Annotated in this window: 16 protein-coding genes and 1 pseudogene; 10 read left to right on the forward strand and 7 right to left on the reverse strand. The window is 68.3% G+C overall.

Going from position 1 to position 22,160, the window contains the following annotated elements; genetic code table 11:
- The first annotated feature begins 54 nt into the window (after nt 1-54).
- Nucleotides 55-3,147 (forward strand): alpha-mannosidase, encoded by a 3,093-nt coding sequence (locus tag OG452_RS34035; protein ID WP_327299389.1) that lies wholly within the window; start codon nt 55-57, stop codon nt 3,145-3,147.
- A gap of 376 nt (nt 3,148-3,523) precedes the next feature.
- Here the strand turns inward: OG452_RS34035 and OG452_RS34045 are convergent, their stop codons facing one another.
- The 4 genes from OG452_RS34045 to OG452_RS34060 form a co-directional block, all read right to left on the reverse strand.
- On the reverse strand, nt 3,524-4,507 hold the full coding sequence (locus OG452_RS34045; RefSeq protein ID WP_327299390.1) for an aliphatic sulfonate ABC transporter substrate-binding protein: 984 nt from the start codon (nt 4,505-4,507) through the stop codon (nt 3,524-3,526).
- Between the two features lie 88 nt (nt 4,508-4,595).
- Nucleotides 4,596-5,375, reverse strand: a complete 780-nt coding sequence (locus OG452_RS34050) for an ABC transporter ATP-binding protein (RefSeq protein ID WP_327299391.1) — start codon at nt 5,373-5,375, stop codon at nt 4,596-4,598.
- The gene (locus OG452_RS34055; RefSeq protein WP_327299392.1) at nt 5,372-6,184 is read right to left on the reverse strand and encodes an ABC transporter permease; all 813 of its coding nucleotides are present in this window, start codon (nt 6,182-6,184) and stop codon (nt 5,372-5,374) included. The genes OG452_RS34050 and OG452_RS34055 overlap by 4 nt, the downstream gene beginning before the upstream one ends.
- 19 nt (nt 6,185-6,203) lie before the next feature.
- Nucleotides 6,204-7,397 carry an ROK family transcriptional regulator gene (locus tag OG452_RS34060; protein ID WP_327299393.1) on the reverse strand — a complete coding sequence of 398 codons (1,194 nt, stop codon included), beginning with the start codon at nt 7,395-7,397 and terminating at the stop codon, nt 6,204-6,206.
- A 407-nt stretch (nt 7,398-7,804) separates the two neighbouring features.
- On the opposite strand from OG452_RS34060, the gene OG452_RS34065 reads away from it, so the two are divergent.
- Genes OG452_RS34065 through OG452_RS34075 form a run of 3 tightly spaced genes read left to right on the forward strand, consistent with a single transcriptional unit; the run spans nt 7,805 to nt 11,819 of the window.
- Nucleotides 7,805-9,304 carry a sulfatase-like hydrolase/transferase gene (locus OG452_RS34065; RefSeq protein ID WP_327299878.1) on the forward strand — a complete coding sequence of 500 codons (1,500 nt, stop codon included), beginning with the start codon at nt 7,805-7,807 and terminating at the stop codon, nt 9,302-9,304.
- Nucleotides 9,305-9,355: 51 nt separating this feature from the next.
- On the forward strand, nt 9,356-10,684 hold the full coding sequence (locus tag OG452_RS34070; RefSeq protein ID WP_327299394.1) for a family 43 glycosylhydrolase: 1,329 nt from the start codon (nt 9,356-9,358) through the stop codon (nt 10,682-10,684).
- 52 nt (nt 10,685-10,736) lie between these two features.
- Complete coding sequence (locus tag OG452_RS34075) at nt 10,737-11,819, forward strand: IS630 family transposase (RefSeq protein ID WP_327299879.1); 1,083 nt, start codon at nt 10,737-10,739, stop codon at nt 11,817-11,819.
- Between the two features lie 79 nt (nt 11,820-11,898).
- Here the strand turns inward: OG452_RS34075 and OG452_RS35530 are convergent, their stop codons facing one another.
- The gene (locus OG452_RS35530) at nt 11,899-12,228 is read right to left on the reverse strand and encodes a transposase (RefSeq protein ID WP_442810139.1); all 330 of its coding nucleotides are present in this window, start codon (nt 12,226-12,228) and stop codon (nt 11,899-11,901) included.
- A 446-nt stretch (nt 12,229-12,674) separates the two neighbouring features.
- Between OG452_RS35530 and OG452_RS34085 the strand changes: the two genes are divergently transcribed.
- Nucleotides 12,675-13,766: an FAD-dependent monooxygenase gene (locus OG452_RS34085; protein ID WP_327299395.1), complete on the forward strand. Its 1,092-nt coding sequence runs from the start codon at nt 12,675-12,677 to the stop codon at nt 13,764-13,766.
- A gap of 22 nt (nt 13,767-13,788) precedes the next feature.
- Nucleotides 13,789-14,024: pseudogene (locus OG452_RS34090) on the forward strand (IS630 family transposase); the annotation flags it as partial.
- A gap of 28 nt (nt 14,025-14,052) precedes the next feature.
- Here OG452_RS34090 and OG452_RS34095 read toward each other — a convergent pair.
- Together OG452_RS34095 and OG452_RS34100 are read right to left on the reverse strand one after the other, a co-directional pair.
- Nucleotides 14,053-14,907, reverse strand: a complete 855-nt coding sequence (locus tag OG452_RS34095; protein WP_327299396.1) for a cyclase family protein — start codon at nt 14,905-14,907, stop codon at nt 14,053-14,055.
- A 116-nt stretch (nt 14,908-15,023) separates the two neighbouring features.
- Complete coding sequence (locus OG452_RS34100; protein ID WP_327299397.1) at nt 15,024-15,989, reverse strand: alpha/beta hydrolase family protein; 966 nt, start codon at nt 15,987-15,989, stop codon at nt 15,024-15,026.
- 118 nt (nt 15,990-16,107) lie between these two features.
- Between OG452_RS34100 and OG452_RS34105 the strand changes: the two genes are divergently transcribed.
- From OG452_RS34105 to xdhC, 4 genes are all read left to right on the forward strand, one after another.
- A complete protein-coding gene (locus OG452_RS34105; RefSeq protein ID WP_327299398.1) occupies nt 16,108-16,734 on the forward strand; it encodes a TetR/AcrR family transcriptional regulator in 627 nt (208 codons plus the stop codon).
- Between the two features lie 521 nt (nt 16,735-17,255).
- Nucleotides 17,256-18,737, forward strand: a complete 1,482-nt coding sequence (locus tag OG452_RS34110) for a xanthine dehydrogenase small subunit (protein ID WP_327299880.1) — start codon at nt 17,256-17,258, stop codon at nt 18,735-18,737.
- Nucleotides 18,734-21,175 carry a xanthine dehydrogenase molybdopterin binding subunit gene (gene xdhB, locus OG452_RS34115; protein WP_327299399.1) on the forward strand — a complete coding sequence of 814 codons (2,442 nt, stop codon included), beginning with the start codon at nt 18,734-18,736 and terminating at the stop codon, nt 21,173-21,175. Before OG452_RS34110 ends, xdhB begins: the two co-directional genes overlap by 4 nt.
- A 1-nt stretch (nt 21,176) precedes the next feature.
- Nucleotides 21,177-21,986 (forward strand): xanthine dehydrogenase accessory protein XdhC, encoded by an 810-nt coding sequence (gene xdhC / locus OG452_RS34120; protein ID WP_327299881.1) that lies wholly within the window; start codon nt 21,177-21,179, stop codon nt 21,984-21,986.
- Nucleotides 21,987-22,160: the final 174 nt, after the last annotated feature.

Consider the following 22,160-nt stretch of genomic DNA (forward strand, 5'->3'; position numbering starts at 1 on the left):
CCCGACCGCCGTACGCACCGAACCGGCACCACGCCAGAGCGGAGAACCCTCTCCATGCCCCGCCCAGATCTGTCCCGCCCCTCCTGGTGGGACTCCGACATAGCCCGCGACATCCTGCGCGACCGCGGTGTCAGCTCCTCCGGAGTCCTCGGCGGACACCCCGTCCGGCTCTCCTGCGAGCCGCTGTTGCGCCACGACGGTGACGGTGGTCTGCTCCAGTCCGTACGGGTACGCACCGACCGCCCCGTCACCACCGCCCGCGTCACCACCGTGTCCGGGAGCGTCCTGCGCTGCGACCTGGTCCCCGGGCCCGACGGCGCCACCCGTCTGCTGGTCCCCGAGGTGGAGTCCCCGGTCCGGATCCTCATCGAACTGCCCGAGCTGGCCGAGGGCGAGAGCATCGAAGTACAACTGACCCCCCAGCGTCACTGGACCCTGCATCTGGTCCAGCACGCCCATCTCGACATCGGCTACACCGACCCGCAGGGCACCGTACTCGCCGAGGGACGCAAGTACCTCGACTCCCTCCTGGAACTGTGCCGCACGACGGACGACTGGCCTCAGGAGTCCAGGTTCCGCTGGGCCGTCGAGGGGTTCTTCAGCTACGAGAACTGGTCGGCCAACCGTCCGGCGGAACAGGTCGCGGAGTTCCTGGAGCGGGTGCGTGAGGGCCGCATAGAGCTCGCCGCGATGCCGTTCAACCTGCACACCGAGACGTGCTCCACCGATGAACTCCACGAACTGCTGCGCCCGGTACGAGACCTGCGTGATCAGCACGGCATCGACATCACCACGGCCATGCAGACGGACGTACCCGGGCAGGTCGTCGGGCTGCCCGACGTCCTCGCCGACAGCGGCATCCGCTACCTCTCGGTCGCGCACAACTGGGCCGGACGCGCCGTGCCGCACCACGTCGGCGGCGGGCAACTGCCCCGGCTGTTCCGCTGGAAGGCACCCAGCGGGCGCAGTGTGCTGGTGTGGCGCACCGACACCCCGCACGGGCTCGCATACATGGAGGGCTCGATCCTCGGCTTCGACGAGTCCTTCGCCCGCGTCGACGACCTGCTGCCGAACTACCTCTCGGCGCTGGCCGCCCACCAGTACCCGCACGCAGGGCGCGGCATCCCCGGGTTCCCCGTACTGGACGAGGAGTTCAAGGGTGACCCCTATCCCTGGGACATCCTGCACCTGCGCGTGCTGGGCAAGTTCGCGGACAACGGTCCGCCGCGCCGCATCATCGCGGACACCGTGCGCCGATGGAACGAAGAGTGGGCCTTCCCGGTCCTGCGCACGTCGCGCAACGAGGACTTCTTCCTCGACGCCGAGGCGCGCCTCGGTGACCGACTGGAGACCTTCGAGGGCGACTGGAGTGACTGGTGGGTGGACGGCGTCGGGGCAGGCGCCGTCCCGCTGGCCGCCACCCGCGACGGTCAGGCGGCGCTGGCCGACGCCCAAACGGTGGCCGGGCACGCGGAGATCCTCGGCGCTCACGGCGGCGCGGAGATCACCGCCTCCGCGCCCGCGGTCTACCGGGCCGCCTCGTTGTTCAACGAGCACACCTGGGGAGGCGGCGACCCATGGACGCACGGCGACCACGGCCATGCCTCAGGCGAGCGGCAGTGGCACTGGAAGTACGCCCAGGCGCTGCGGGCCCACGACGACGCGAGGACTCTTCTCGACGGCGCGGGCGCCGCGCTCGGCACCCGGCTCTCGCCGCGCGAGGGCACACTCGCCGGCTACTACGTCACCAACACCTGCAGCTGGCAGCGGTCCGAGACGGTCCGGCTGTTCCTTCCGGAGAGCACGGTCCCGCTGGAGGACCATGTCCGCCTGATCGACGCGCGAGACGGCTCTCCGCTGGAGCACACCGAAGAGGCCCAGACAAACGAACTGCACCGGGCCGCCGGCCGCTTCCTGCTCTTCCGGCTCGGGGACGTGCCCGCGCACGGTGCGGTGCGGGTGGACGTCGTACCCGCCGATACGGCTCCTCCAGCCGCAGCGGACGCAGGAGACTCCACCGTCCTGGAGAACGAGTTCCTGCGGGTGCGGATCGATCTGCGCTCGGCCTGGATCGGATCAGTCACCGACAAGCGGACGGGCCGGGAACTGGTCCGCCAGGACGCGACGGCCGGCCTGAACGGCTATGTGTACGACGAGTACGCCACGGCCGGCGGCTTCAACCACCAGTCGAGCAAGACCACGGCCACGGACTCCATGCATCTGCTCGCATCGCGCACCACGGCCCCGCCGGCTGCGCTGGTGGACCGCTTCTCCGACGCGACCGGCCAGACGCTCGTCTACGAGTGCGCACCAGCAGGCACCGAGCGACTGCGTGTCCGGGTCCATCTCCCGCACGGCGAGGCCCGCATCGATCTGGAGAACCGGATCGCGAAGAGCGCGACCCTGACCAAGGAAAGCGCGTTTTTCGTGTTTCCCTTCGCGATGGAGGCCCCTGTCCTCCGGATGGAGGCCACCGGTGGCATGACGGGCACCGGTCTTCCGACGGTGCCGGGGTCGGCGCGGCACATGCGCGCGGTGCGGCGCTGGGTCAGTTTCCAGGAGGGGACGACGGTTGCCGCCGTGGCCACTCAGGACGCCCCGCTGGTGCAGATCGGCGGAATCGCGATTCCCTACGTCCCCTACCCGCAGTCCCTCGCCCAGGAGGAGCCCGGCACCCTTTTCTCTTGGGTGCACAACAACATCTGGGACACCAACTTCCCCTCGGAGCAGGCCTTCGACCATGTCTTCCGGTACAGCGTGGGCGTTGCTTCCTCAACCGACTGCGCCGGCCCTGAACTGGGCATGCGGACGGCGTCCCCCGGCAGCCGTCCCCTGCTGGCGGTGCGCGCGAAGGGCGAGGTGACCGAGGAGCCGAGGGCCTCGTACGGACTGCTGGCGGTCAGCGACCCACGGGTCCGGATAGTGGGTCTCACCGTGCCCGCTCACGGGCGGGTACTGGTCAGACTCCAGTCGTACGCGCAGGAGCCGGTCACCTGCCGGATCACGCCGGGGTTCCCGGTGGCGGAGACAGCAGCCGCCGACTACCTGGGGGCCACGGGCACGCGGCTGGAGCGTGACCCTGACGGCTCTGTGCCGGTCGCGGTGCCGACCCAGGGGACCACGGCGGTGCTGCTGCGACTCCGCTGAGCGACAGCCAGTGTCCGGGCTGGGCATACGGCGGCACCACCGCCTGGGCCGGCGAGGGCCACACCCTCCACCGCTCCGAAAACGCACAGGCCCCCTGGCCCATGGAACGCCGGGTCCGCCTCGCCGCAGGTCCCTCGTCGTCTTCGGCCTCGCCGCCGGCACCCGCCGGCGTCCCGCGTGCTGGCTGTCCGCCGCCACCGACACCTGCGGCATGGCCGCCGCCCTCGCCGAAGTCCCTCACAACCAGCCCCGCACCACCGTCGTCGAGGCCACCCTGCGAGCCCTCCAGGGCTGATACACCGGTCGACGATAGGGCCCGGGTCGGTGGCGGGGGAGGCCCGTGACCCGCGGAGGGAGACCGATTCGTGGTCGGGGACTACTTGCCGTAGCTCTGCCCGTAGAGATCGCCCTCGTAGTAGTCACTGGGGTCCGGGTTGTGATCCAGCTGCTTGTTGCGGACGAAGAACTCCCCCAGCTTCTTCAGCCACTGGTTCACCTCACCGCTCTTGGTCTTCGCTGCTAGGTCCGCGGTGGAGAGGGTCTCCACATGTGAGGCGTCCGACTTGGCCTGGGCGTCGGTGACCTGGAGCATCTTGGCGGCCAGTGCGATGGACTCGTCCGGGTGTTGCTTGCGCCAGTCGTTGGCTTGCTGCAGCACCTTGATCACCTTGCTGTTCTTCGCCCTGGGCACCTTGTTGCCGGCGACGAACGCGGTGGGGAAGGCGTCTCCGGTGTCCTTGGTACTGGCTATCTCCACGAGGCCCGGAACCTTCTTCTTGATGGTGTCGATGGCGGGGTAGAAGAAGCCGGCGCCGTCGATCTTTCCCGAGGAGAAGGCGGAGACGATGGTGGACGGGTCCATGTTGACCTTGTTGATGTCCTTCGCGGTCATCCCGGCCTTCGCCAGGGCGATGTTGAGGACCATGTCGCCGGAGGTGCCCTCGGGTACGGCGACCCGCTTGCCCTTGAGGTCCTTCATGGACGTCATGCCGGGCTGGCCGATGACCCGGTCCGCGTGCGTGAGGGTGTCGATGGCGATGACTTTGGCCTTGCCGGAGGCCGGTAGCCACATCGCGCCGGGACCGATGTATCCGTAATCGAGGTCGCCGGCGCTGAGCGCCTGGACCTGCACGGGACCGTTGTTGAACGACTTCACGTGTGCGGTCAGGCCCGCCTTCTTCCACAGCCCCTGCTTGTCGGCGATCGCCAGCAGGCTGGCCCCGTTGTAGTCGCCGATGTAGCCGAACCGAACCGTGCTGTTGTCCTCGGAAGCGCTGTTGGAGCAGGCGCTGAGGGACAGCGAGAGCATGAACGCGAGGGGCAGCGCCGTGACGGCGTGCCTGATCGACTTCCTGGGCATGCGGAAATTTCCTCTCGGGGTGGTGCGCGGACCGGTTCTGCGAAGTTCCTGGTACGAGGGCTCAGGGCCAGTGCCCTGGGATGACGGGTCAGGCCGCCCGGGGCGCGGCTTCCTGGTGGTACACGGCAGTCCACACCCTGTTGCGGATGTGCAGGAACTCGGGGGAGAGCCGGATTTCCTCGGTGCGGGGATAGGGCAGATCCACGTCGATGACGCTGTGGATGCGGCCGGGCCTGGCGGCCATGACGACGACCCGGCTGGCGAGGTAGACGGCTTCGTCCACGTCGTGAGTGATGAACAGCACCGTGCGCTTCTCCTGGCTCCAGGTCTGCAGCAGCTGGTCCTGCAGCTGCACCCGGGTCAGGGCGTCGAGCGCCCCGAACGGCTCGTCCATCAGCAGTACTTGGGGATCGACGGCGTACGCGCGGGCGATGGCGCAGCGCTGCTTCATTCCTCCGGAGAGCGTCTTGGGCAGGGCCTCGGCGAACTCGTTCAGGCCGACGAGGCTGATGGCCTGCTCGGTGCGCCGGTGCCGCTCGGCGGGGGGCACCGAGGCGATCTTGAGCCCGAACTCCACGTTCTGACGCACGGTCAGCCAGGGGAAGAGGGCGTACTGCTGGAAGATCACCCCCCGGTCGGGGCCGGGTCCTGACACCGGCGTTCCGTCGACCAGGACACTGCCCGAGTCGGGCTCCTGCAACCCTGCGGCCATGCTCATCAAGGTGGACTTGCCGCACCCGGACGGACCCACGACAGTGACGAACTCCTGGTCCGCGATGTCCAGGCTCACCCCGCCGAGCGCGGTGAAGGACGTGCCCTTCAGCGGGAAGGTCTTCACCACGTCACGAAAGGTGATCTTGCTGTTCATCGTCGCTCCTGCCAGCCGGTGAGGCGTCGCTCGGCCAGCAGCAGCAGCCGGTCCATGACGAGCCCGAGTACGCCGATCGTGATCAGGGACACGAAGACCGCGTCCATGTCGAACCAGGTGGACGCCTTCTGCATCCGGTAGCCCAAACCCTCTTGCGCGCCGATGAGTTCGGCGGCGACCACGGTGGCCCAGGACGCGCCGAGGCCGATCCGCATGCCGACCAGGATGAAAGGAGTGGAGGCCGGGACGACCACTTTGGCGAAGATGGTGCGGTCCGAGGCGCCGAGCACCCGGGCCGCGTTGATGAGTGTCCTGTCGACGTCGATGACGCCCTGGAAGGAGGAGAGGACGCAGGACATGAACGAGGCCAGGAAGATCACGGCGATCTTCGGCACCTCGCCGATCCCCAGCAGTACGACCGCGAGCGGAATGAGCGCGAGCGGCGGGATCGTGCGGAAGAACTGGATGTACGGTTCGATCAGGGCGCGCGCGGTGGGGTACCAGCCCATGAGGAAGCCGACCGGGACTGCCACCGCCACGCCGAGGGCGTAGCCGAGGAAGACCCGGCGCAGGCTGGCGAACGTATCGGACGCCAGGGTGCCGTCGGAGATCATGGTGCCGGCCTTCTCCGCCACCCCGAGCGGCGCGGGCAGGTTCTCGACCAGCCCGAGCGCGGCCACGACGGCCCAGACGGCGATGCCTGCCACCACTGCGACGACGTTGAGGAGCAGGGGCCGGTGCCGGGAACGGCGCGGTTGCTGCTGCCGGCCTTCGGCAGCGGATTTCTCGACAGGGGCGATCACAGCCATGGGTTCCTCGCTGGTGGCTTCACGCGTTCTCCTCGGGGACGGGCTGCGGGTAGTGGGAGAGCAGGGGGGATTCATGAAGAACGAGGGCGATGCCGCCCAGCGCGCTGCCCGCGTCGCCGAGCGTCGCGCGCCGTACGTCCACGTGGGGGCGGGCCATCGGCATCAGGTGCTGGCGCAGCGCCCGTTCGACCGGGTCGAGCAGCGCGGGGCCGGCTTCCGCCAGCTCGCCGCCGACGACGATGACGCCCGGGCCGACGGCATGACAGACCGCGGCCAGCACCCCGCCGACGTCGTTGCCGACGCGCTCCAGCACCCTCAGGGCGGACGGTTCGCCGGCAGCCGCGGCGTCGAGGAACCCGGCGAGGCCATCGGCCCGGCCGCCGGCTTCGCGGTAGCGGTGCAGAACCGCGTCGAGCGAGGCACGGGTCTCCAGACAGCCGGTCCCGCCGCAGTCGCACGGTCTGCCGGCCGGGTCCACGGTGATGTGCCCGAACTCGCCGGACAGGCCGTTGCGGCCGCGGTGCAGCGCGCCGCCCACGACCAGTCCGCCCCCGACGCCGTGTGACAACCGCAGGTAGAGGACGTCGCTGCTGTCCGCCGCCGCACCCCACACTGCCTCGGCGAGCGCCGCGAGCCGGGTGTTGTTGTCAAGGAGCACCGGCACACCGAACTGCTTGCGCAGCAGGTCCGGCAGGCCGTCGATGCCCTGCGCGCGGGCGTTTCCACTGCCGGGGTCGGTGATCGGTCCGACGACACCGACGCCGATCGCGCTGAGTGCGTCGAGCTGGACGTTGGCCGACGTGGCGAGTAGACGTCCGGCGATATCGATCCGCTCGGGCCAGGACAGGTCTGCGGCATGCGCCTCGCTCGCCGAACCGACGACCTCATGGGCGAAGTTGACGGCCGCGACATGCACGGAGCGGCGTGCGAAGTCGATGCCGACCGCCTCGCCCGCTGCCGGGTTGAGGCTGAGCTTCTCGACCGGCCGGCCGCGCTTGCGTACCTCGACGTGCGGTGTGCCGGTGACCACGGAGCCATTGCCCACCAGGCCGGCGACGATGTCGTGGAGCGTGGTGCGGGACAGCCCGCTGCGATCACCCAACTCGGCGCGGCTCAGTGGTCCGTGCCGGCGGAGCAGCCCAAGAACCGCTTGCTCATGGCTGCGGCGAAGGCGCGTCAGCGGACCGTCGTGTTCGTGCATGCAGGACAGCATGTGAGTGCCGGGCATTTTCGTCAATAACCCGAAACAAATTCTTCATATGAACGATGTGTGGCAACAGCTCCTGCCCCGGGCCACCCCTGACCAGCCGACAAGTACGGTGCAGACGTGTCCGGCACCCCGCCCGGTGGCTGCTCAGCAACACGGACCGGTGGACGCGCACCTTGCCGGGGTGCCTCCGTGCGATTTGCGTCCACCCTCTTGACTTAAATCATGGCCGGGCCGGAACATGCGTCGCACGGCACCGCCGAGCACGCACCGGACGCCGCATCGGCCACCCCGAAGCGGCATATGTCGAGGCGTCATGGCGGCGTGCCCGAAATGCCGACGTCCGATGCGTCCGCCCGTCCTGGCCGACGTGCGAGGCGGACCGACCCGAAAGGCCCTCCGTGCGCCGCAACATGCTCTTCCTGATGACCGACCAACACCGGGTGGACACCCTGGGCGCGTACGGCAACCCGCACACGCACACCCCGAACCTCGACCGCCTCGCGGACGAGGGAACGCGGTTCGACAGCTTCTACACCCCTACCGCGATCTGTACCCCGGCGCGCGCCAGCCTGCTCACCGGGGCGGCTCCCTTCCGGCACAAGCTGCTGGCCAACTATGAGCGTAACGTCGGCTATCTTGAGGATCTCTCCGACGGCCAGTTCACCTTCTCCGAGCAACTGCGCTCCGAGGGCTACAACCTGGGCCTGCTCGGCAAGTGGCACGGCGGCGTACGGCGCACCGCCGCCGACTACGGCTTCGAGGGACCTGACCTGGCCGGCTGGCACAACCCCGTGGACCACCCCGACTACCTCGCGTACCTGGAGGAGAACGGCCTGCCGCCGTACCGCATCACGGATCCGGTGCGGGGCACCACGCCCAACGGCAGCCCAGGAAACCTCCTTGCCGCCCGCCTCCACCAGCCGGTCGAAGCCACCTTCGAGTACTACCTCGCCACGCGCACCATCGAGATGCTCCACCGCTTCGCCGAGCAGGAGGACCAGGGCGACGGGGCGCCGTTCTTCCTGGCCACCCACTTCTTCGGCCCGCATCTGCCGTACATCCTCCCGGACGCGTACTACGACATGTACGACCCCGGGCTGGTCGAGCTGCCCGCCTCCGTGAGTGAGACCTTCGCGGCGAAACCAACCGTCCAGCAGAACTACAGCAAGCTGTGGGCCTTCGACACGATGGCGCTGGAGGAGTCGCGGAAGCTGATCGCCGTCTACTGGGGCTACGTCACGCTCGTCGACGAGCAGATCGGCCGCATCCTCGACGCCATGCGCGAACTGGGGCTCGACGACCGGACGGCAGTCTTCTTCACCGCAGACCACGGCGAGTTCACCGGCGCCCACCGGCTGCACGACAAGGGCCCCGCCATGTACGAGGACATCTACCGCATCCCCGGGCTGCTGAAGGTCCCCGGCGCCCCGCAGGGCCAGGTGCGTGAGGAGTTCGTCTCCCTCACCGACTGCACCGCCACCATCCTCGACCTGGCGGGCAGCGCGACGGGACCGGCCGTGGACAGCCGCAGCCTGCTGCCCCTCGTACGCGGTGAGCACCCGCAGTGGGACGAGCACCACCTCGCCGAATTCCATGGTCACCACTTCCCGTACCCGCAGCGGATGCTGCGCACCAGAAACCACAAGCTGGTGATCAACCCCGAGTCCTGCAACGAGCTGTACGACCTCGATGCCGACCCCGACGAGCTGCACAACCGCTACGACCACCCCGAACTGCTCGGCGTACGCACGGCGTTGATCCGGCACCTGTACGACCTGCTCCGCGAACGCGGCGACAATTTCTACCACTGGATGACGCCGATGTACGACGTGGAGACGGACTACGACACCACACTTTCCGCCTTCGAATCCGACGGGCCCGAAGCCCACTCCGAGGCTGGACGGCCATGAACCGCATGCCGACAGCACGCCGCAACCCCTGACCACGAGAGAGACAGCCTGATGAAGAGATCCGAGAACGGAATGCACATCGGCCGACGGTCCATGCTGGCCGGCATAGCCGGATCCATGGGAGTGGCCGCGCTGCCCCCGGCCACTGCCGAGGCACTGCCCGCGCCCACGCAGGCGCATCCGACGGCTCACTACCCGTCGAACTGGCCCGAGCCCGAGCCGTACGGACTCGCGGATGCCCGCCAGGACTTGTGGCCGCGCGAGGACAACTCCTTTGTGCTTCCCCTCGAACTCCGCTCCAGGGACGAGGAGTTGGGTCGCGTCTGGATGCGTGACACCTACGTCAACTGCTTCGTCGTCGACGGCCGTCCGCTCTACGTCGCCACCGGCACCACCCGCGTGCCCGGCCTCGCAGTGGCCGGCCCCTGGAACGACGGCATCTTCGTATGGACGGCCCGGTCCCTGCACGGCCCCTGGCGACTGGCCGACACCACCGGCATCCGGCCCGGCGCCGAGCGCGGAAAGGTCTGGTCACCCGAATTCGTGGGGGAGAACCGCCCCGGCCGCACGGTCGTCGCGCCGTGGCAGGAGTACTGGTACGACGACCAGTTCGGCAAGCGTGGCGAGGCGTGGGCACCCGAACTGCACTACTTCCGCGGTAAGTGGTACCTCGTGGCGTGCATGGGCGACCACTCACAGAAGGTCGGCTCGTTCCTGCTGGTGAGCGACGGCGGAGTCGCCGGCCCGTACCGCCTCGCCGAAGGCAACATCGAAAAGCCCTTCGGCGACTCGTTCATCGGCGGGCCCTCGTTCATCAAGCCCGGCGCGTACTACCACATCGACGGCAGCCTCTTCTCGGAAGGAGATGACGCGTGGCTGGTGCTGCACAACAACCTCTACGCCAAGTTCCGCGACGACATGGAGGACATCGTCCCGACGACGAAGCTCCCGGCCTTCCAACAGAAGCCGTACACACCGGAGCCGTATCTCGAGGGTGCCTATGTCTTCAAGCACGGCCGCAAGTACTACCTGGTGCAGGCCGCGTGGGACCGTACCTCGATCGATGCCTACGGCAGCCCCCTCTACTCGTACGTGGCGAGCACCGGCCGGGCGCAGTACCAGTACGACGCGGTCGTCGCCGTCGCCGACCGTTTCGAGGGACCGTACTCCGAGCGCTGGACCGCCGGCGTGGGCGCCGGACACAACAACTTTTTCACTGACGGCGACGGACACCTCTGGGCGACCTTCTTCCGTAACCCGGCCGTCGGCTACTGGGCCGACCCGTCCCGCACAGGTGATGCCGCGGTGGCCGGCGTCGTACGCCTGGAGTGGACCGGCCCGGAGGGCAACCGTCTGTACGTGATGCGCCAGAGCTACTAGTGTTCCGAGTCAGGAATTCCGCGTATATGTGTAGGCTTGTTATATGGCGCGGATGGGGCGGCCGAAGGCCGAGTTGACTCTGTCGGATGAGGAACGGGCCGCACTTGAGGAGTGGGTGCGGCGCCGTTCCACGCCGCAGGCGTGGGCATTGCGGTGCCGGATCATCCTGGCCTGCGCCGAAGGCACCTCCAACAAGGACGTGGCTACTCAACTCGGTTCCACACCACAGGCGGTGGGCCGCTGGCGGGCCCGATTCGTGCAATATCGAATCGCAGGTCTGGGTGACATGCCACGTCCGGGTGGCCCCAGGACAGTGACGGACGACCAGGTCGCCGCGGTCGTCACCAGGACGCTGGAATCCACCCCGAAGAACGCGACACACTGGTCGACGCGGTCGATGGCGAAAGAGATGGGTCTGTCTCAGTCGTCGGTGTCCCGGATCTGGCGGGCGTTCGGCCTGCAGCCACATCGCTCGGAGACCTTCAAACTGTCAACCGATCCGTACTTCGTCGACAAGGTCCACGACGTCGTCGGTCTCTACTTGGACCCGCCCGAACGGGCGTTGGTGTTCTGCGTGGATGAGAAGTCGCAGATCCAGGCCCTGGATCGGTCGCAGCCGGTGCTGCCGATGATGCCCGGTGTTCCCGAGCGGGCGACCCATGACTACGTCCGCGCCGGCACCACCACGCTGTTCGCCGTACTCGAGGTGGCCACCGGCAAGGTGATCAGCTCCCTGCACCGCAGGCACCGGGCCGAGGAATTCAAGAAGTTCCTAGTCAAGCTCGACAAAGAGGTGCCTGGCGACCTGGAAGTCCACCTCGTCTGTGACAACTACGCCACCCACAAGACACCCGCCATCAAGAAGTGGCTGCTGGCCCACCCCCGGTTCCACCTGCACTTCACACCAACCGGCTCGTCCTGGCTCAACCTCGTCGAGCGATGGTTCGCCGAACTCACCAACAAGCAGATACGGCGAGGCGTCCACAAATCCGTCCACGCCCTTGAGAAGGACATCCGCAACTGGATCGCCGCCTGGAACACCGACCCAAAGCCCTACATCTGGACGAAGACCGCAGACGAAATCCTCGAACGCCTCGCCAGCTATCTGAACAGAATTCCTGACTCAGAACACTAGGGTCCGTCTTCAAAGGGATCTTGCCAGAGCAGGAATGAGGCCAGACAGACCGCTGCTTCGTTAGGAGGTGGCGGTCTTGTCATACCTGGTGGTCGCGAGGCCATGGAAACCTTCGAGCCGGTTGAAGCGGCGCTCGACGATGTTGCGCCTGCGGTAGATGTCCCGGTGGAACCGCGGCGGTCGGCGTCCGCCTGGGCCTGGACCTGCTGCAGCGCCCGGGTGAAGACGCCGTCGAGCGCGTAGCGGCGGAAGCGGGTGTACACCGTCTTCCACGGTCCATAGCGTTCGGCAGGCCACGCCAGGAGATCCCGGCCCGGATCTTGTAGACAATGCCGTTGATGATCCGCCGGTGCTCCGCTCGTGGCCGACCGGTCCGAGCCCGCGGGATCACGGGGCAAGCAACTCCCACTGGCGGTCTGTGGCTGTTCCCGATGGTCGGTGGATGTCTTGAGGCATCGGTGCGAGTCGGTGTCTGGCTGGCCGGCTGTTCAACGTAGTTGGCGGAGCCCGTCCCTGATGGTCGGCATCACTGGGGCGCCGGCTTTCACGTTCCCCCCCCGGCCCAGGCGGTTTGAGCGTGAGGTGGTCGTACCGGGTCCGCCTGATCGGCGACGGGCGGCGTGGAGGCCGGGATCGAGAGGGCTGGGCCATCGCGAAGGGGCTCGCACGACGTGCGCCGCCGTCACAGCACTAACGGATTCAAAACCGGAACGAATGCATAAGGCTAACCGTTAGTGTTACTGTTCGCCGCATGAAGCGCGTGAGCTTCGTCGATTCCGACGCCCCGACCCCGGGACCGCGTCGCCCGTCGTCGGCTGATCTCACCGCCACACCGGACTGCAAGGGGAGGAAACGATGCGCACCGTGATCGTGGGAGCGGGTCTGGTCGGACTCACAGCGGCGGCTTCGCTGCGGCTGATCGGGCACGAGGTGACCGTGCTGGAGCACGCGCCGCAGGTGCGGGCGGCCGGAGCCGGCATCGGCCTGTGGCCCAACGCGCTGCGGGAGTTGGACACCCTCGGCGTCGACGTCCGGCGCCTGGGCAAGACCGTCGACACCCGGTTCTTCGACGCCGCGGGACACCCGATGCGCGCGGCCGGCTACGACCCGGCCGCCCACCGGTTCCTGATGGTGCCGAGGCCGGAACTGAACAACCTCCTCGCCGACACCGTCGGCAGGGACCGGATCCGTCTGGGAACACACGTCACCGGCTTCACCGAGCACGACACGCATGTGGCAGTGCACCTCGCCGACGGTGCGCCACTGCGGGCGGATCTGCTGATCGGAGCGGACGGTGTGTACTCCGACGTGCGCGCCGCCCTGGTGCCCGGCAGCGCGGCGGTGGAGCATGCCGGACACCGCGTATGGCGGGCGGTGCTGCCCTCCGGGGACGAGCGGCCGGAGGGCACGTTCGTCACCATCGGCCGGGCGCGGACCCGAGGCGGCTACACGCGAGTCGCGCAGGACCGGACCATGTGGTGGATCGGCCAGTTCGACGCCGGCGAACTGCTCGGCAGCAAGAGGGACCGGGCGCTGCGGCGGGCCCGCAACGTGGCCGAGTCCGGCTGGCACGACGAGCTTCTGAAGATGATCGCCGCGACGCCGGAGGAGTCCATTCTGGAGAATCAGATCATGCTCGTCCCCGAGCTGCCGCGCTGGACCACGGACCGGGTCGCACTGATCGGGGACGCGGCGCACGGCCTGTCCCCGCACATCGCGGCGGGCGGCACCCTGGGCATCGAGGACGCCGGAGTACTGCGCGCCGAACTGGCGGACGGGCCCACCGCAGCCGCTGCCCTCGCCCGCTACGAGAGCGCCCGCCGCCTCCGGTTCGAGCAGGTGCGCGAGCATTCAGCGGCGGTCGAGCACGCCAACGGGGCTGCCGAGTCCGCCGAGCGCTACGCCGCCTTCACCCATTGGTTGATCACCACCCCGCCCACCACCTGAGCGCGGTCCCGGACCGCGGGGGAAGAAAACCGCGAAGTCCAAGCCGGCCGAACACGACCTGCCTTTTTCGACTTGGAGCCTGACTACGCGGCCAAGAAGGCCCGCGTCGAACACCTCTACGAGATCGCCGACGGCGAGGTCGTACGCGAGGCGGACGAACCCGAAGTCGTCTTCTGCATGGACGAGTTCGGACCGCTCGGCCTGCTGCCCCACCCGGGCCGGCAGTGGGCCGATCGCTCCGGCAAACGCAGGGGCCCGGCCGTGAAACGATCTCTGAAGGCGGACTCTAGAACACGGCGATGGGGTTGACCGGTGTCCCGCTGGCCCCGTGGATGCGGGGCGGGGCCAGGAGGAGCAGGAAGCTGTCGTGGCCGGTCTCGGCACAGGTGCTCGCGAGATCTTCAAGGTCGGCGCCGTCGACGAGGGGCAGTCCCAGGTCGTGGAGGCCGCGCCGGTGAAGGGGCATGGGATCGGTGGGATCGAGTGATGGCCAGGCATCGCCGGTGTCCCCGACCCAGACGCTGATCCGGCGTTCATCGAGCCAGGCGACCGCTGACCGGTCAAGTCCTGGCACTGCCGCTCTGTTCGGGTTGACGGGATCGCAGCCGGTCCGGACGACGATCGCGTCTCCGGATTGAACAGTGCTGCCTGCGGCCCGTGTTGCCGTGTCAAGGGTGCGTGCGGTGATCGGGTACCCGTCGGCAAGCCGGGCACCGGGGGCGAGGTCCAGGAACACACCTCGTGTCAGGATGCCGGCACCGAATACAGCGGTGGATCCGATGGTGACACCTGCGGGGGTGACCCGGTCTTCGACGGGGACGCCTGGGTAGACGGTGCCGTCGACGACGACGTGGGAGAGCGCGTCGAGGTGCGTGATGGCGGGATGGTGCGGGGTGATCACCCACTGTTCGGCGATCGCTGCCGGTGGGGTGCCGGTGTAGAGCATGGACTGCTGCCAGGCGGCTTCGCCGTCGGTGGCGGCACCGGGTCCGACCGGCGCGGGCCTGGGGTGCACGGCGCGGGCGAGGGAGACCGTTCGGCCGGTGCGGGCTGCAGCGAGGGCGCGAGTCCGGACGGAGTCGGTGATGTAGTGCAGTGTGCCGTGCTCGTCGTCAGCACCCCACCGGGATGTGTCGGGCATCTGTCGCTCCGATCAATGGGACGGATGGGGGAGGACACGGGCTATCTGTTCCCGCGAACGGGCGAGGAGTGCGGAGGAGAAGTACGGGTCTCGCAGCGGGGGCACTGGCGGGGGAGTTACTTGCTGTCGATGCGGCCGATCGCCGTTCCGACCTCGGCGAGGGCGGAGGCTGCCTTGTCCCAGCTGGTGTCGGACGGGTTCAGCGCGCTGCGCAGATAGGCGGTGGTCAAGCGCTGGAGGACAGCGACGCGCTCCGGGTTCTCGTCGGTGGTTTCCGCGGCTTCCCAGTTCGGGATACCGCCCAGGGAGTGTTCCGCGCCGAACAGGGTGAGCAGGTCGGTGGCTCCGGGGCTGTGCGTGTAGGCGTCGGTGAACCAGTCCGGGCCGCGGCTGGACATCTTGGACTGGTCGCGGTCGCCGGCGACCACGAGCGCCGGAGTGGTCAGCTCGGCGAAGGACGGGTTCATGAACGGGAAGTGCTCCTTGGCGAACGGGTGCAGTTCCTCGCCACCGATCCCGGTCGCGGCCAGCAGCACACCGGCCTTGACCCGCCGGTCCGCGTAGTCCCTGCCCACGTGCCCGGAGCCGTCAAGTATGCGGGCGCCGAGCAGCATCTGAACCGTCTGCCCGCCCCAGGAGTGGCCGGCGACGACGACCTGGTTCCGGTCCACCCGCCCGGCAAGCCCCGGTACGGCCGCTTCCACGGTGTCGAACTGGTCGAGAACGCGTTCCAGGTCCGCGTACCGTTCGGTCCAGATCTGTTCGAACGCCGGGTCGTCGAATCCGATGCCGTTCCGACGGGAATCCAGGTGGGTCGGCTGCACCACGACGAAACCCTGCGATGCCCAGAACGCTGTCAGCGGAGCATATCCGTCCAGTGACCAGCCGTTGCCGTGCGAGAACAGCAGTACCGGAAGGCCCTCACCGGCCACCGGTGCGGAGACCCGCACAGCGAGCGGAACGGCCCGGCCGGGGGCATCCAGCGCGACAGGGGCGACGGACACGACTCGGTCGCCGGCGCCGACGACCGAGTCCAGGGCGTGCACGATTGAAGTACCGGTTGTTGCGGGAGTGCTGCTCATGGAAGCCATCTGTCCTTTGCGTTTTGGGTTGCCGTCGCCCACACTGAAATCGGAGCGACGCTCCACATCATACGGAGCGCTGCTCCGGTTGACAAACACCGCAACGAAAGTGCCTTCGATGACCGACCCGAACACCCCTGCCGCTGCGCCGCGCGGCAAGCGGACCGACGCCCGCCGCAACGAGCGGGTCCTTCTCGATGCGGCGGCAGCCGTATTTGTCACGCACGGGGTCGACGCGCCGGTGCGGTTGATCGCGGCGGAGGCCGGTGTGGGGATGGGGACGATCTACCGGCACTTTCCGACCCGTCCCGCTCTGATCGCGGCGGTCTATCGTCACCAGGTCGAAGCGCTGGCCGAGGCAGGGCCGACCTTGCTGCAGGAGGCAGCGGAACCGAGCGCGGCGTTGCGGCGGTGGGTGGCCGGGTTCGTGGACTTCCTCGTCACCAAGCACGGGCTGGCCGGCGCCATGGGGGCCGATGCCGGCGGCGCGGACGCCCTGCACCGGTACTTCCTCGACCAACTGGTACCTGTCTGCGACACCCTCCTGCTTGCGGCGCTCGGCGACACCGGCACGGAACGGATCTCCGGGTTCATGCTCATGCGCGGCATCGGTAACCTCTGCATCGGCGCCGGCAACGACGCCCGCTACGACGCCGGCCGCTTGGTCGACCTGCTCGTCACCGGCCTTCTCACCGCCGGGCAGCGGAGCGGTCGTTCACGCTGCGAGGAAGACGCCGCTCACTGACTTCGCGCTTTGATGAAGCAGGCTCCGTTCCGTCGGCCGTTACGGAGCGGAGCCGTCACGACGGCCGCAGTTGTCGTCGACAGCGCCAAAGTTGCTCGATGCGGCACGAGCCTGAATCTTTGTCATGTGCGGCGGGGACATGAGGTCGCCCGACCGCTTGCCCAGAGGTCAAGGTCAACGCCTTGACCTCTGTGGCTCTGAGCCGCTATTTTGCAGTCATCTTCGATCTATAACCCTTGGAAGGAGGCGACCAGCGGATGTACACCAGCTCTGATCTCGGTCGCCTCGCCCAGCGCACCGTCTGGGTGCCGGGCCGGATCGCGCACGGCTGCTGATCACGCCGTTCTGATGTGCCACGTCCGGCACATTTCAGGTTGCCCCACCACCAACTTCCAGCACGCCGCTGTTGCGTGCTTTTCCGCGCACGTTTCTCTTATGTGGCGCGTCTGAACACAGAAAGCTGCCTGAAAATTGGCGAACATGATGAATCGACCGATCGTGTACCGGAACGAAGGCCTGTCATGGTAGCGGCGCGCATTACGGTCAACGGGAAAGAAGCACCGATTTCACCGGCTGCGCCTCACACCACAGCGCTGGATTTCCTGCGCGAGCGTGGCCTCACCGGCACCAAGGAGGGCTGCGCCGAGGGTGAATGCGGCGCCTGTTCGGTCCTGGTGGCCCGCCCCGGGGTGAACAAGCCCACCGACTGGGTGGCGGTCAACGCCTGCCTGATCCCGGCCGCGGCCCTCGATGGTCAGGAGGTCATCACCTCCGAAGGCCTCGCCACCGTGGGCGAACCCGGCGAACCGGCCACCCTTCACCCGGTGCAGCAGGAGATGGCGGTCCGCGGCGGCTCCCAGTGCGGCTACTGCACCCCGGGATTCGTCTGCAGCATGGCCTCCGAGTACTACCGTCCCAACCGTTGCGCGCATGCGGAGCCGGACCACAGCACCGACTCGGCCGACAGCGCCGACGCCGAGCACGGTCCGAACGGCTTCGATCTGCACGCGCTGAGTGGAAACCTGTGCCGGTGCACCGGCTATCGCCCGATTCGCGATGCCGCGTTCGCCGTCGGTACGCCCACCGATGGGGACCCACTGGCACAGCGTCGCGAGCAGTCCCCGCCAGCGCCGGTCGCCACCGAATACGTCCAGGACGGTAGCGCGTTCCTGCGGACGAACAGCCTTCCCGAGACACTGCAGTTGCTGCGCGAGCGGCCCGACGCGGTGGTGGTCGCCGGTTCCACCGACTTCGGTGTCGAGGTGAACATCCGGTCCCGCCGCGCGGATTGCGTGGTCGGCATCGACCGGCTGGCCGAACTGCGGGAGCTGCGGGTCGAATCCGACTCCATCGTGATCGGGGCGGCGCTCACACTCACCGAGATCGAACGCCGCCTCGACGGCGACGTCCCGCTGCTGGCAGAGCTGTTCCCGCAGTTCGCGTCCCGGCTGATCCGCAACAGCGCGACCCTCGGCGGCAACCTGGGGACCGGCTCTCCCATCGGTGACAGCCCGCCGGTACTGCTCGCGCTGGAGGCCTCGGTGGTACTCGCCGACGCCGACGGTGAGCGCGAGGTCCCACTGGCTGACTACTTCACCGGCTACCGGCAGAGCGTTCGGCGTCCCGGCGAGCTGATCCGCGCTGTGCGCATCCCGTTGCCGCTTTCGCCGGTCGTGGCCTTCCACAAGATCGCCAAGCGGCGCTTCGATGACATCTCCAGTGTGGCGGCCGCGTTCGCGCTCGACATCGAGGACGGGATCGTCCGCAAGGCACGCATCGGCCTTGGCGGCGTGGCCGCCACCCCCATCCGCTCCCTCGCCACCGAGGCGGTCCTGGAGGGGAAGCCCTGGGTGGCGGAGACCGTCGAGGCCGCTGCCCGGGAACTGCGGGGCGAGGGCACACCGATGAGCGATCATCGCGCCAGTTCCCTCTACCGTTCCGCGATGCTGGGCCAGAGCCTGCTGAAGCTGTACGCGCAAACCACTGAAGCGGTGTCGTCATGAGTCATCTGTCCGAACGCCCCGAGAAGCCCGTCGTCGGTGTTTCGATGCCGCACGAGAGTGCGACCCTGCACGTCACCGGCGCCGCGCTGTACACCGATGACCTCGTCTACCGCACCAAGGACGTGCTGCACGCCTATCCGGTCCAGGTCATGAAGGCCCACGGCAGGATCACCGCGCTGCGCACCGGTCCCGCGCTCGCCGTGCCCGGCGTGGTCCGGGTGCTGACCGGTGCCGACGTGCCCGGTGTCAACGATGCCGGGATGAAGCACGACGAGCCGCTCTTCTCCGACCACGTCATGTTCTACGGCCACGCGGTCGCCTGGGTGCTCGGCGAGACCCTGGAGGCGGCCCGGCTGGGTGCGGAGGCCGTCGAGGTGGAACTCGACGAACTGCCCTCCATAGTCACGCTGCAGGACGCGATCGGGGCCAACAGTTTCCACGGCTCTCAGCCCGTGATGCTGACCGGCGACGTCGACGCGGGCTTCGCCGACTCCGCGCACGTGTTCACCGGCGAGTTCCAGTTCTCCGATCAGGAGCACTTCTACCTGGAGACGCACGCGGCACTGGCCCACATCGACGAGGCCGGGCAGGTGTTCATCCAGAGCAGCACCCAGCATCCCTCGGAGACCCAGGAAATCGTCGCGCACGTGCTCGGTCTGCACAGCCATGAGGTGACCGTGCAGTGTCTGCGCATGGGCGGTGGCTTCGGCGGCAAGGAGATGCAGCCACACGGGTTCGCCGCCGTCGCCGCACTCGGCGCCAAGCTGACCGGCCGGCCGGTGCGGCTGCGGCTCAACCGGACTCAGGACCTGACCATGTCCGGCAAGCGGCACGGTTTCCACGCCACTTGGAAGGTCGGCTACGACGCCGACGGCCGTATCCGGGCTCTGGACGCCACTCTGACCGCCGACGGCGGCTGGAGCCTGGACCTGTCCGAACCAGTGGTGGCCCGTGCCCTGTGCCACATCGACAACATCTACTGGCTTCCCAACGCACGTATCGCCGGCCGCATCGCCAAGACCAACAAGGCCTCCAACACCGCCTTCCGCGGCTTCGGCGGACCCCAGGGCATGCTGGTCATCGAGGACATCATGGGGCGGTGCGCGCCACTGCTCGGCCTGGACCCGATGGAGTTGCGGGAGCGTAACTTCTACCAGCAGGGACAGGCGACGCCGTACGGACAGCCGGTCGACCAGCCCGAACGGATCGCTGCTGTCTGGCGGAAGACTCTGGACGACGGCGGCGTCGCCGATCGCAAGCGCGAGATCGCTGCTTTCAACGCCGCGCATCCGCACACGAAGCGGGCACTGGCGCTCACCGGCATCAAGTTCGGGATCTCGTTCAACCTCACCGCCTTCAACCAGGGCGGTGCGCTGGTGCTGATCTACAAGGACGGCTCCGTCCTGATCAACCACGGCGGCACCGAGATGGGCCAGGGGCTGCACACCAAGATGCTGCAGGTCGCCGCGACCACGCTCGGCATCCCGCTGCACAAGGTGCGTCTGGCTCCGACGCGCACCGACAAGGTCCCCAACACCTCGGCGACCGCGGCCAGTTCTGGTGCGGACCTCAACGGCGCGGCGGTGAAGAACGCCTGCGAGCAGTTGCGCGAGCGACTGCTCCAGGTCGCCGCCACCCAGCTGGGCTCGAACGCCTCGGACATACGCATCGTCGAGGGCATCGCGCGCAGCCTGGGCAGCGACAAGGAGGTGGCCTGGGACGACCTGGTGCGCTCCGCGTACTTCCAGCGGGTTCAGCTGTCGGCTGCGGGTTTCTACCGGACCGAGGGTCTGCACTGGGACGCCAAGACGTTCCAGGGCTCGCCGTTCAAGTACTTCGCCCACGGGGCCGCCGCGGCCGAGGTGGAGGTGGACGGCTTCACCGGCGCGTACCGCATTCGGCGGGTGGACATCGTGCACGATGTCGGCGACAGCCTCTCCCCGTTGATCGACATCGGACAGGTCGAGGGTGGTTTCGTGCAGGGAGCGGGCTGGCTGACCCTTGAGGACATGCGCTGGGACGCCACTGACGGGCCGAACCGCGGCCGGCTCCTGACTCAGGCCGCGAGCACCTACAAGCTGCCGAGCTTCTCGGAAATGCCCGAGGAGTTCAACGTCACCCTTCTGGAGGACGCCACCGAAGAGGGCTCGGTCTACGGGTCCAAGGCGGTGGGTGAGCCTCCGCTGATGCTGGCGTTCTCGGTGCGAGAGGCGCTGCGGCAGGCAGCCGCGGCGTTCGGGCCGGGCGGGATAAGCGTCGAACTGGCCTCGCCCGCGACGCCGGAAGCGGTGTACTGGGCGATCGAGGAGGCCCGCCGGGGCGCCGCTTCCCAGAACGGTCACGTCCGGGACGGCTTCGCCGCCGGGGGCCACGCCGGAGACGGCCACGCCTCCAACGGCAAGGTCCGTACTGACGCAGCAGCGTTGAGCGGTGCCTGACATGGCCTGGGTCGCCGCGGTCGCGCGGTTGCGGGCACGCCGGGAGTCCGGCGTGCTGGTGACCGTCGCGACCGTGCGCGGCCACGCCCCGCGCGACGCCGGTGCGAAACTGGTGGTCGGGCAGAGCAAGGCGTGGGGTTCGATCGGAGGCGGCAATGTCGAGGCCGTCGCGATCGACCGGGCCCGGGAGATGATCGCCGCGTCCAAGTCCGAGCTGGAGCTCATTGATTTCGCCCTGAACGACAAAGTGACCAATCGACACGGCGTGCAGTGCTGTGGCGGCTCGGTCTCGGTGCTGCTCGAACCTCTGCCCGTGGTGCGGGCGGTGGCGGTCTTCGGCCTGGGACACGTCGGGCTGGAACTGGCGCGCATCCTGGCACGCCAGGACCTCGACCTCCATCTGATCGACACCCGCTCCGAGATGCTCACCAAGGAGCGGCTGGACGTGCTGGCGGACGCAGTGGCGCAGGTGCATGTGCATCACACGCCGCTGCTGCCCGAGCAGGTGCTGGAGGAACTGCCGCGCGGGACCCACATCCTGATCATGACTCATGATCACGCAGAGGACGCCGCTCTGTGCGATTCCGCCCTGCGCGCCCCTCACCTCGGCTCGATCGGGCTGATCGGGTCGGCGGCCAAGTGGGCGCGGTTCCGCAACCGTCTACGGACCGAGGGCGGTCACGACGACGCCGCCATCGATCGGATCAAGACCCCGATAGGACTGGCAGACATCACCGGTAAGGAGCCCGCGACGATTGCCGTAAGTGTCGCCGCGGATCTTCTGCTCGTTTTCGAAGCCGACGGGAACTGATTCGCCCCCTGGGTCGACACGGACGCCTTGCGCGCCCGTGAACGCACACACTTGTGAGGCAGGCACCCTTTCCACACGTCTGTGTACGCGGGCGCAGTCGTCGGCGGTTTCTTGCGTCCGGCCGCCCGGCGACACGGTGGGCCCGTTTAAACGAACCGCCAGTGGGCGGCGTCT

Source organism: Streptomyces sp. NBC_01197, from assembly GCF_036010505.1.
GTDB lineage: Bacteria > Actinomycetota > Actinomycetes > Streptomycetales > Streptomycetaceae > Streptomyces.

What these genes read in the sequence shown, in the direction of transcription:
- OG452_RS34095 (WP_327299396.1), bottom strand. Translation starts at nt 14,907, where the DNA reads ATGCCCGACACATCCCGGTGGGGTGCTGACGACGAGCACGGCACACTG.
- OG452_RS34075 (WP_327299879.1), top strand. Translation starts at nt 10,737, where the DNA reads ATGGGGCGGCCGAAGGCCGAGTTGACTCTGTCGGATGAGGAACGGGCC.
- xdhB (WP_327299399.1), top strand. Translation starts at nt 18,734, where the DNA reads ATGAGTCATCTGTCCGAACGCCCCGAGAAGCCCGTCGTCGGTGTTTCG.
- OG452_RS34035 (WP_327299389.1), top strand. Translation starts at nt 55, where the DNA reads ATGCCCCGCCCAGATCTGTCCCGCCCCTCCTGGTGGGACTCCGACATA.
- OG452_RS34045 (WP_327299390.1), bottom strand. Translation starts at nt 4,507, where the DNA reads ATGCCCAGGAAGTCGATCAGGCACGCCGTCACGGCGCTGCCCCTCGCG.
- OG452_RS34110 (WP_327299880.1), top strand. Translation starts at nt 17,256, where the DNA reads ATGGTAGCGGCGCGCATTACGGTCAACGGGAAAGAAGCACCGATTTCA.
- OG452_RS34065 (WP_327299878.1), top strand. Translation starts at nt 7,805, where the DNA reads ATGCTCTTCCTGATGACCGACCAACACCGGGTGGACACCCTGGGCGCG.
- OG452_RS34070 (WP_327299394.1), top strand. Translation starts at nt 9,356, where the DNA reads ATGAAGAGATCCGAGAACGGAATGCACATCGGCCGACGGTCCATGCTG.
- OG452_RS34085 (WP_327299395.1), top strand. Translation starts at nt 12,675, where the DNA reads ATGCGCACCGTGATCGTGGGAGCGGGTCTGGTCGGACTCACAGCGGCG.
- OG452_RS34100 (WP_327299397.1), bottom strand. Translation starts at nt 15,989, where the DNA reads ATGAGCAGCACTCCCGCAACAACCGGTACTTCAATCGTGCACGCCCTG.
- OG452_RS34050 (WP_327299391.1), bottom strand. Translation starts at nt 5,375, where the DNA reads ATGAACAGCAAGATCACCTTTCGTGACGTGGTGAAGACCTTCCCGCTG.
- OG452_RS34105 (WP_327299398.1), top strand. Translation starts at nt 16,108, where the DNA reads ATGACCGACCCGAACACCCCTGCCGCTGCGCCGCGCGGCAAGCGGACC.
- xdhC (WP_327299881.1), top strand. Translation starts at nt 21,177, where the DNA reads ATGGCCTGGGTCGCCGCGGTCGCGCGGTTGCGGGCACGCCGGGAGTCC.
- OG452_RS34060 (WP_327299393.1), bottom strand. Translation starts at nt 7,397, where the DNA reads ATGCTGTCCTGCATGCACGAACACGACGGTCCGCTGACGCGCCTTCGC.
- OG452_RS34055 (WP_327299392.1), bottom strand. Translation starts at nt 6,184, where the DNA reads ATGGCTGTGATCGCCCCTGTCGAGAAATCCGCTGCCGAAGGCCGGCAG.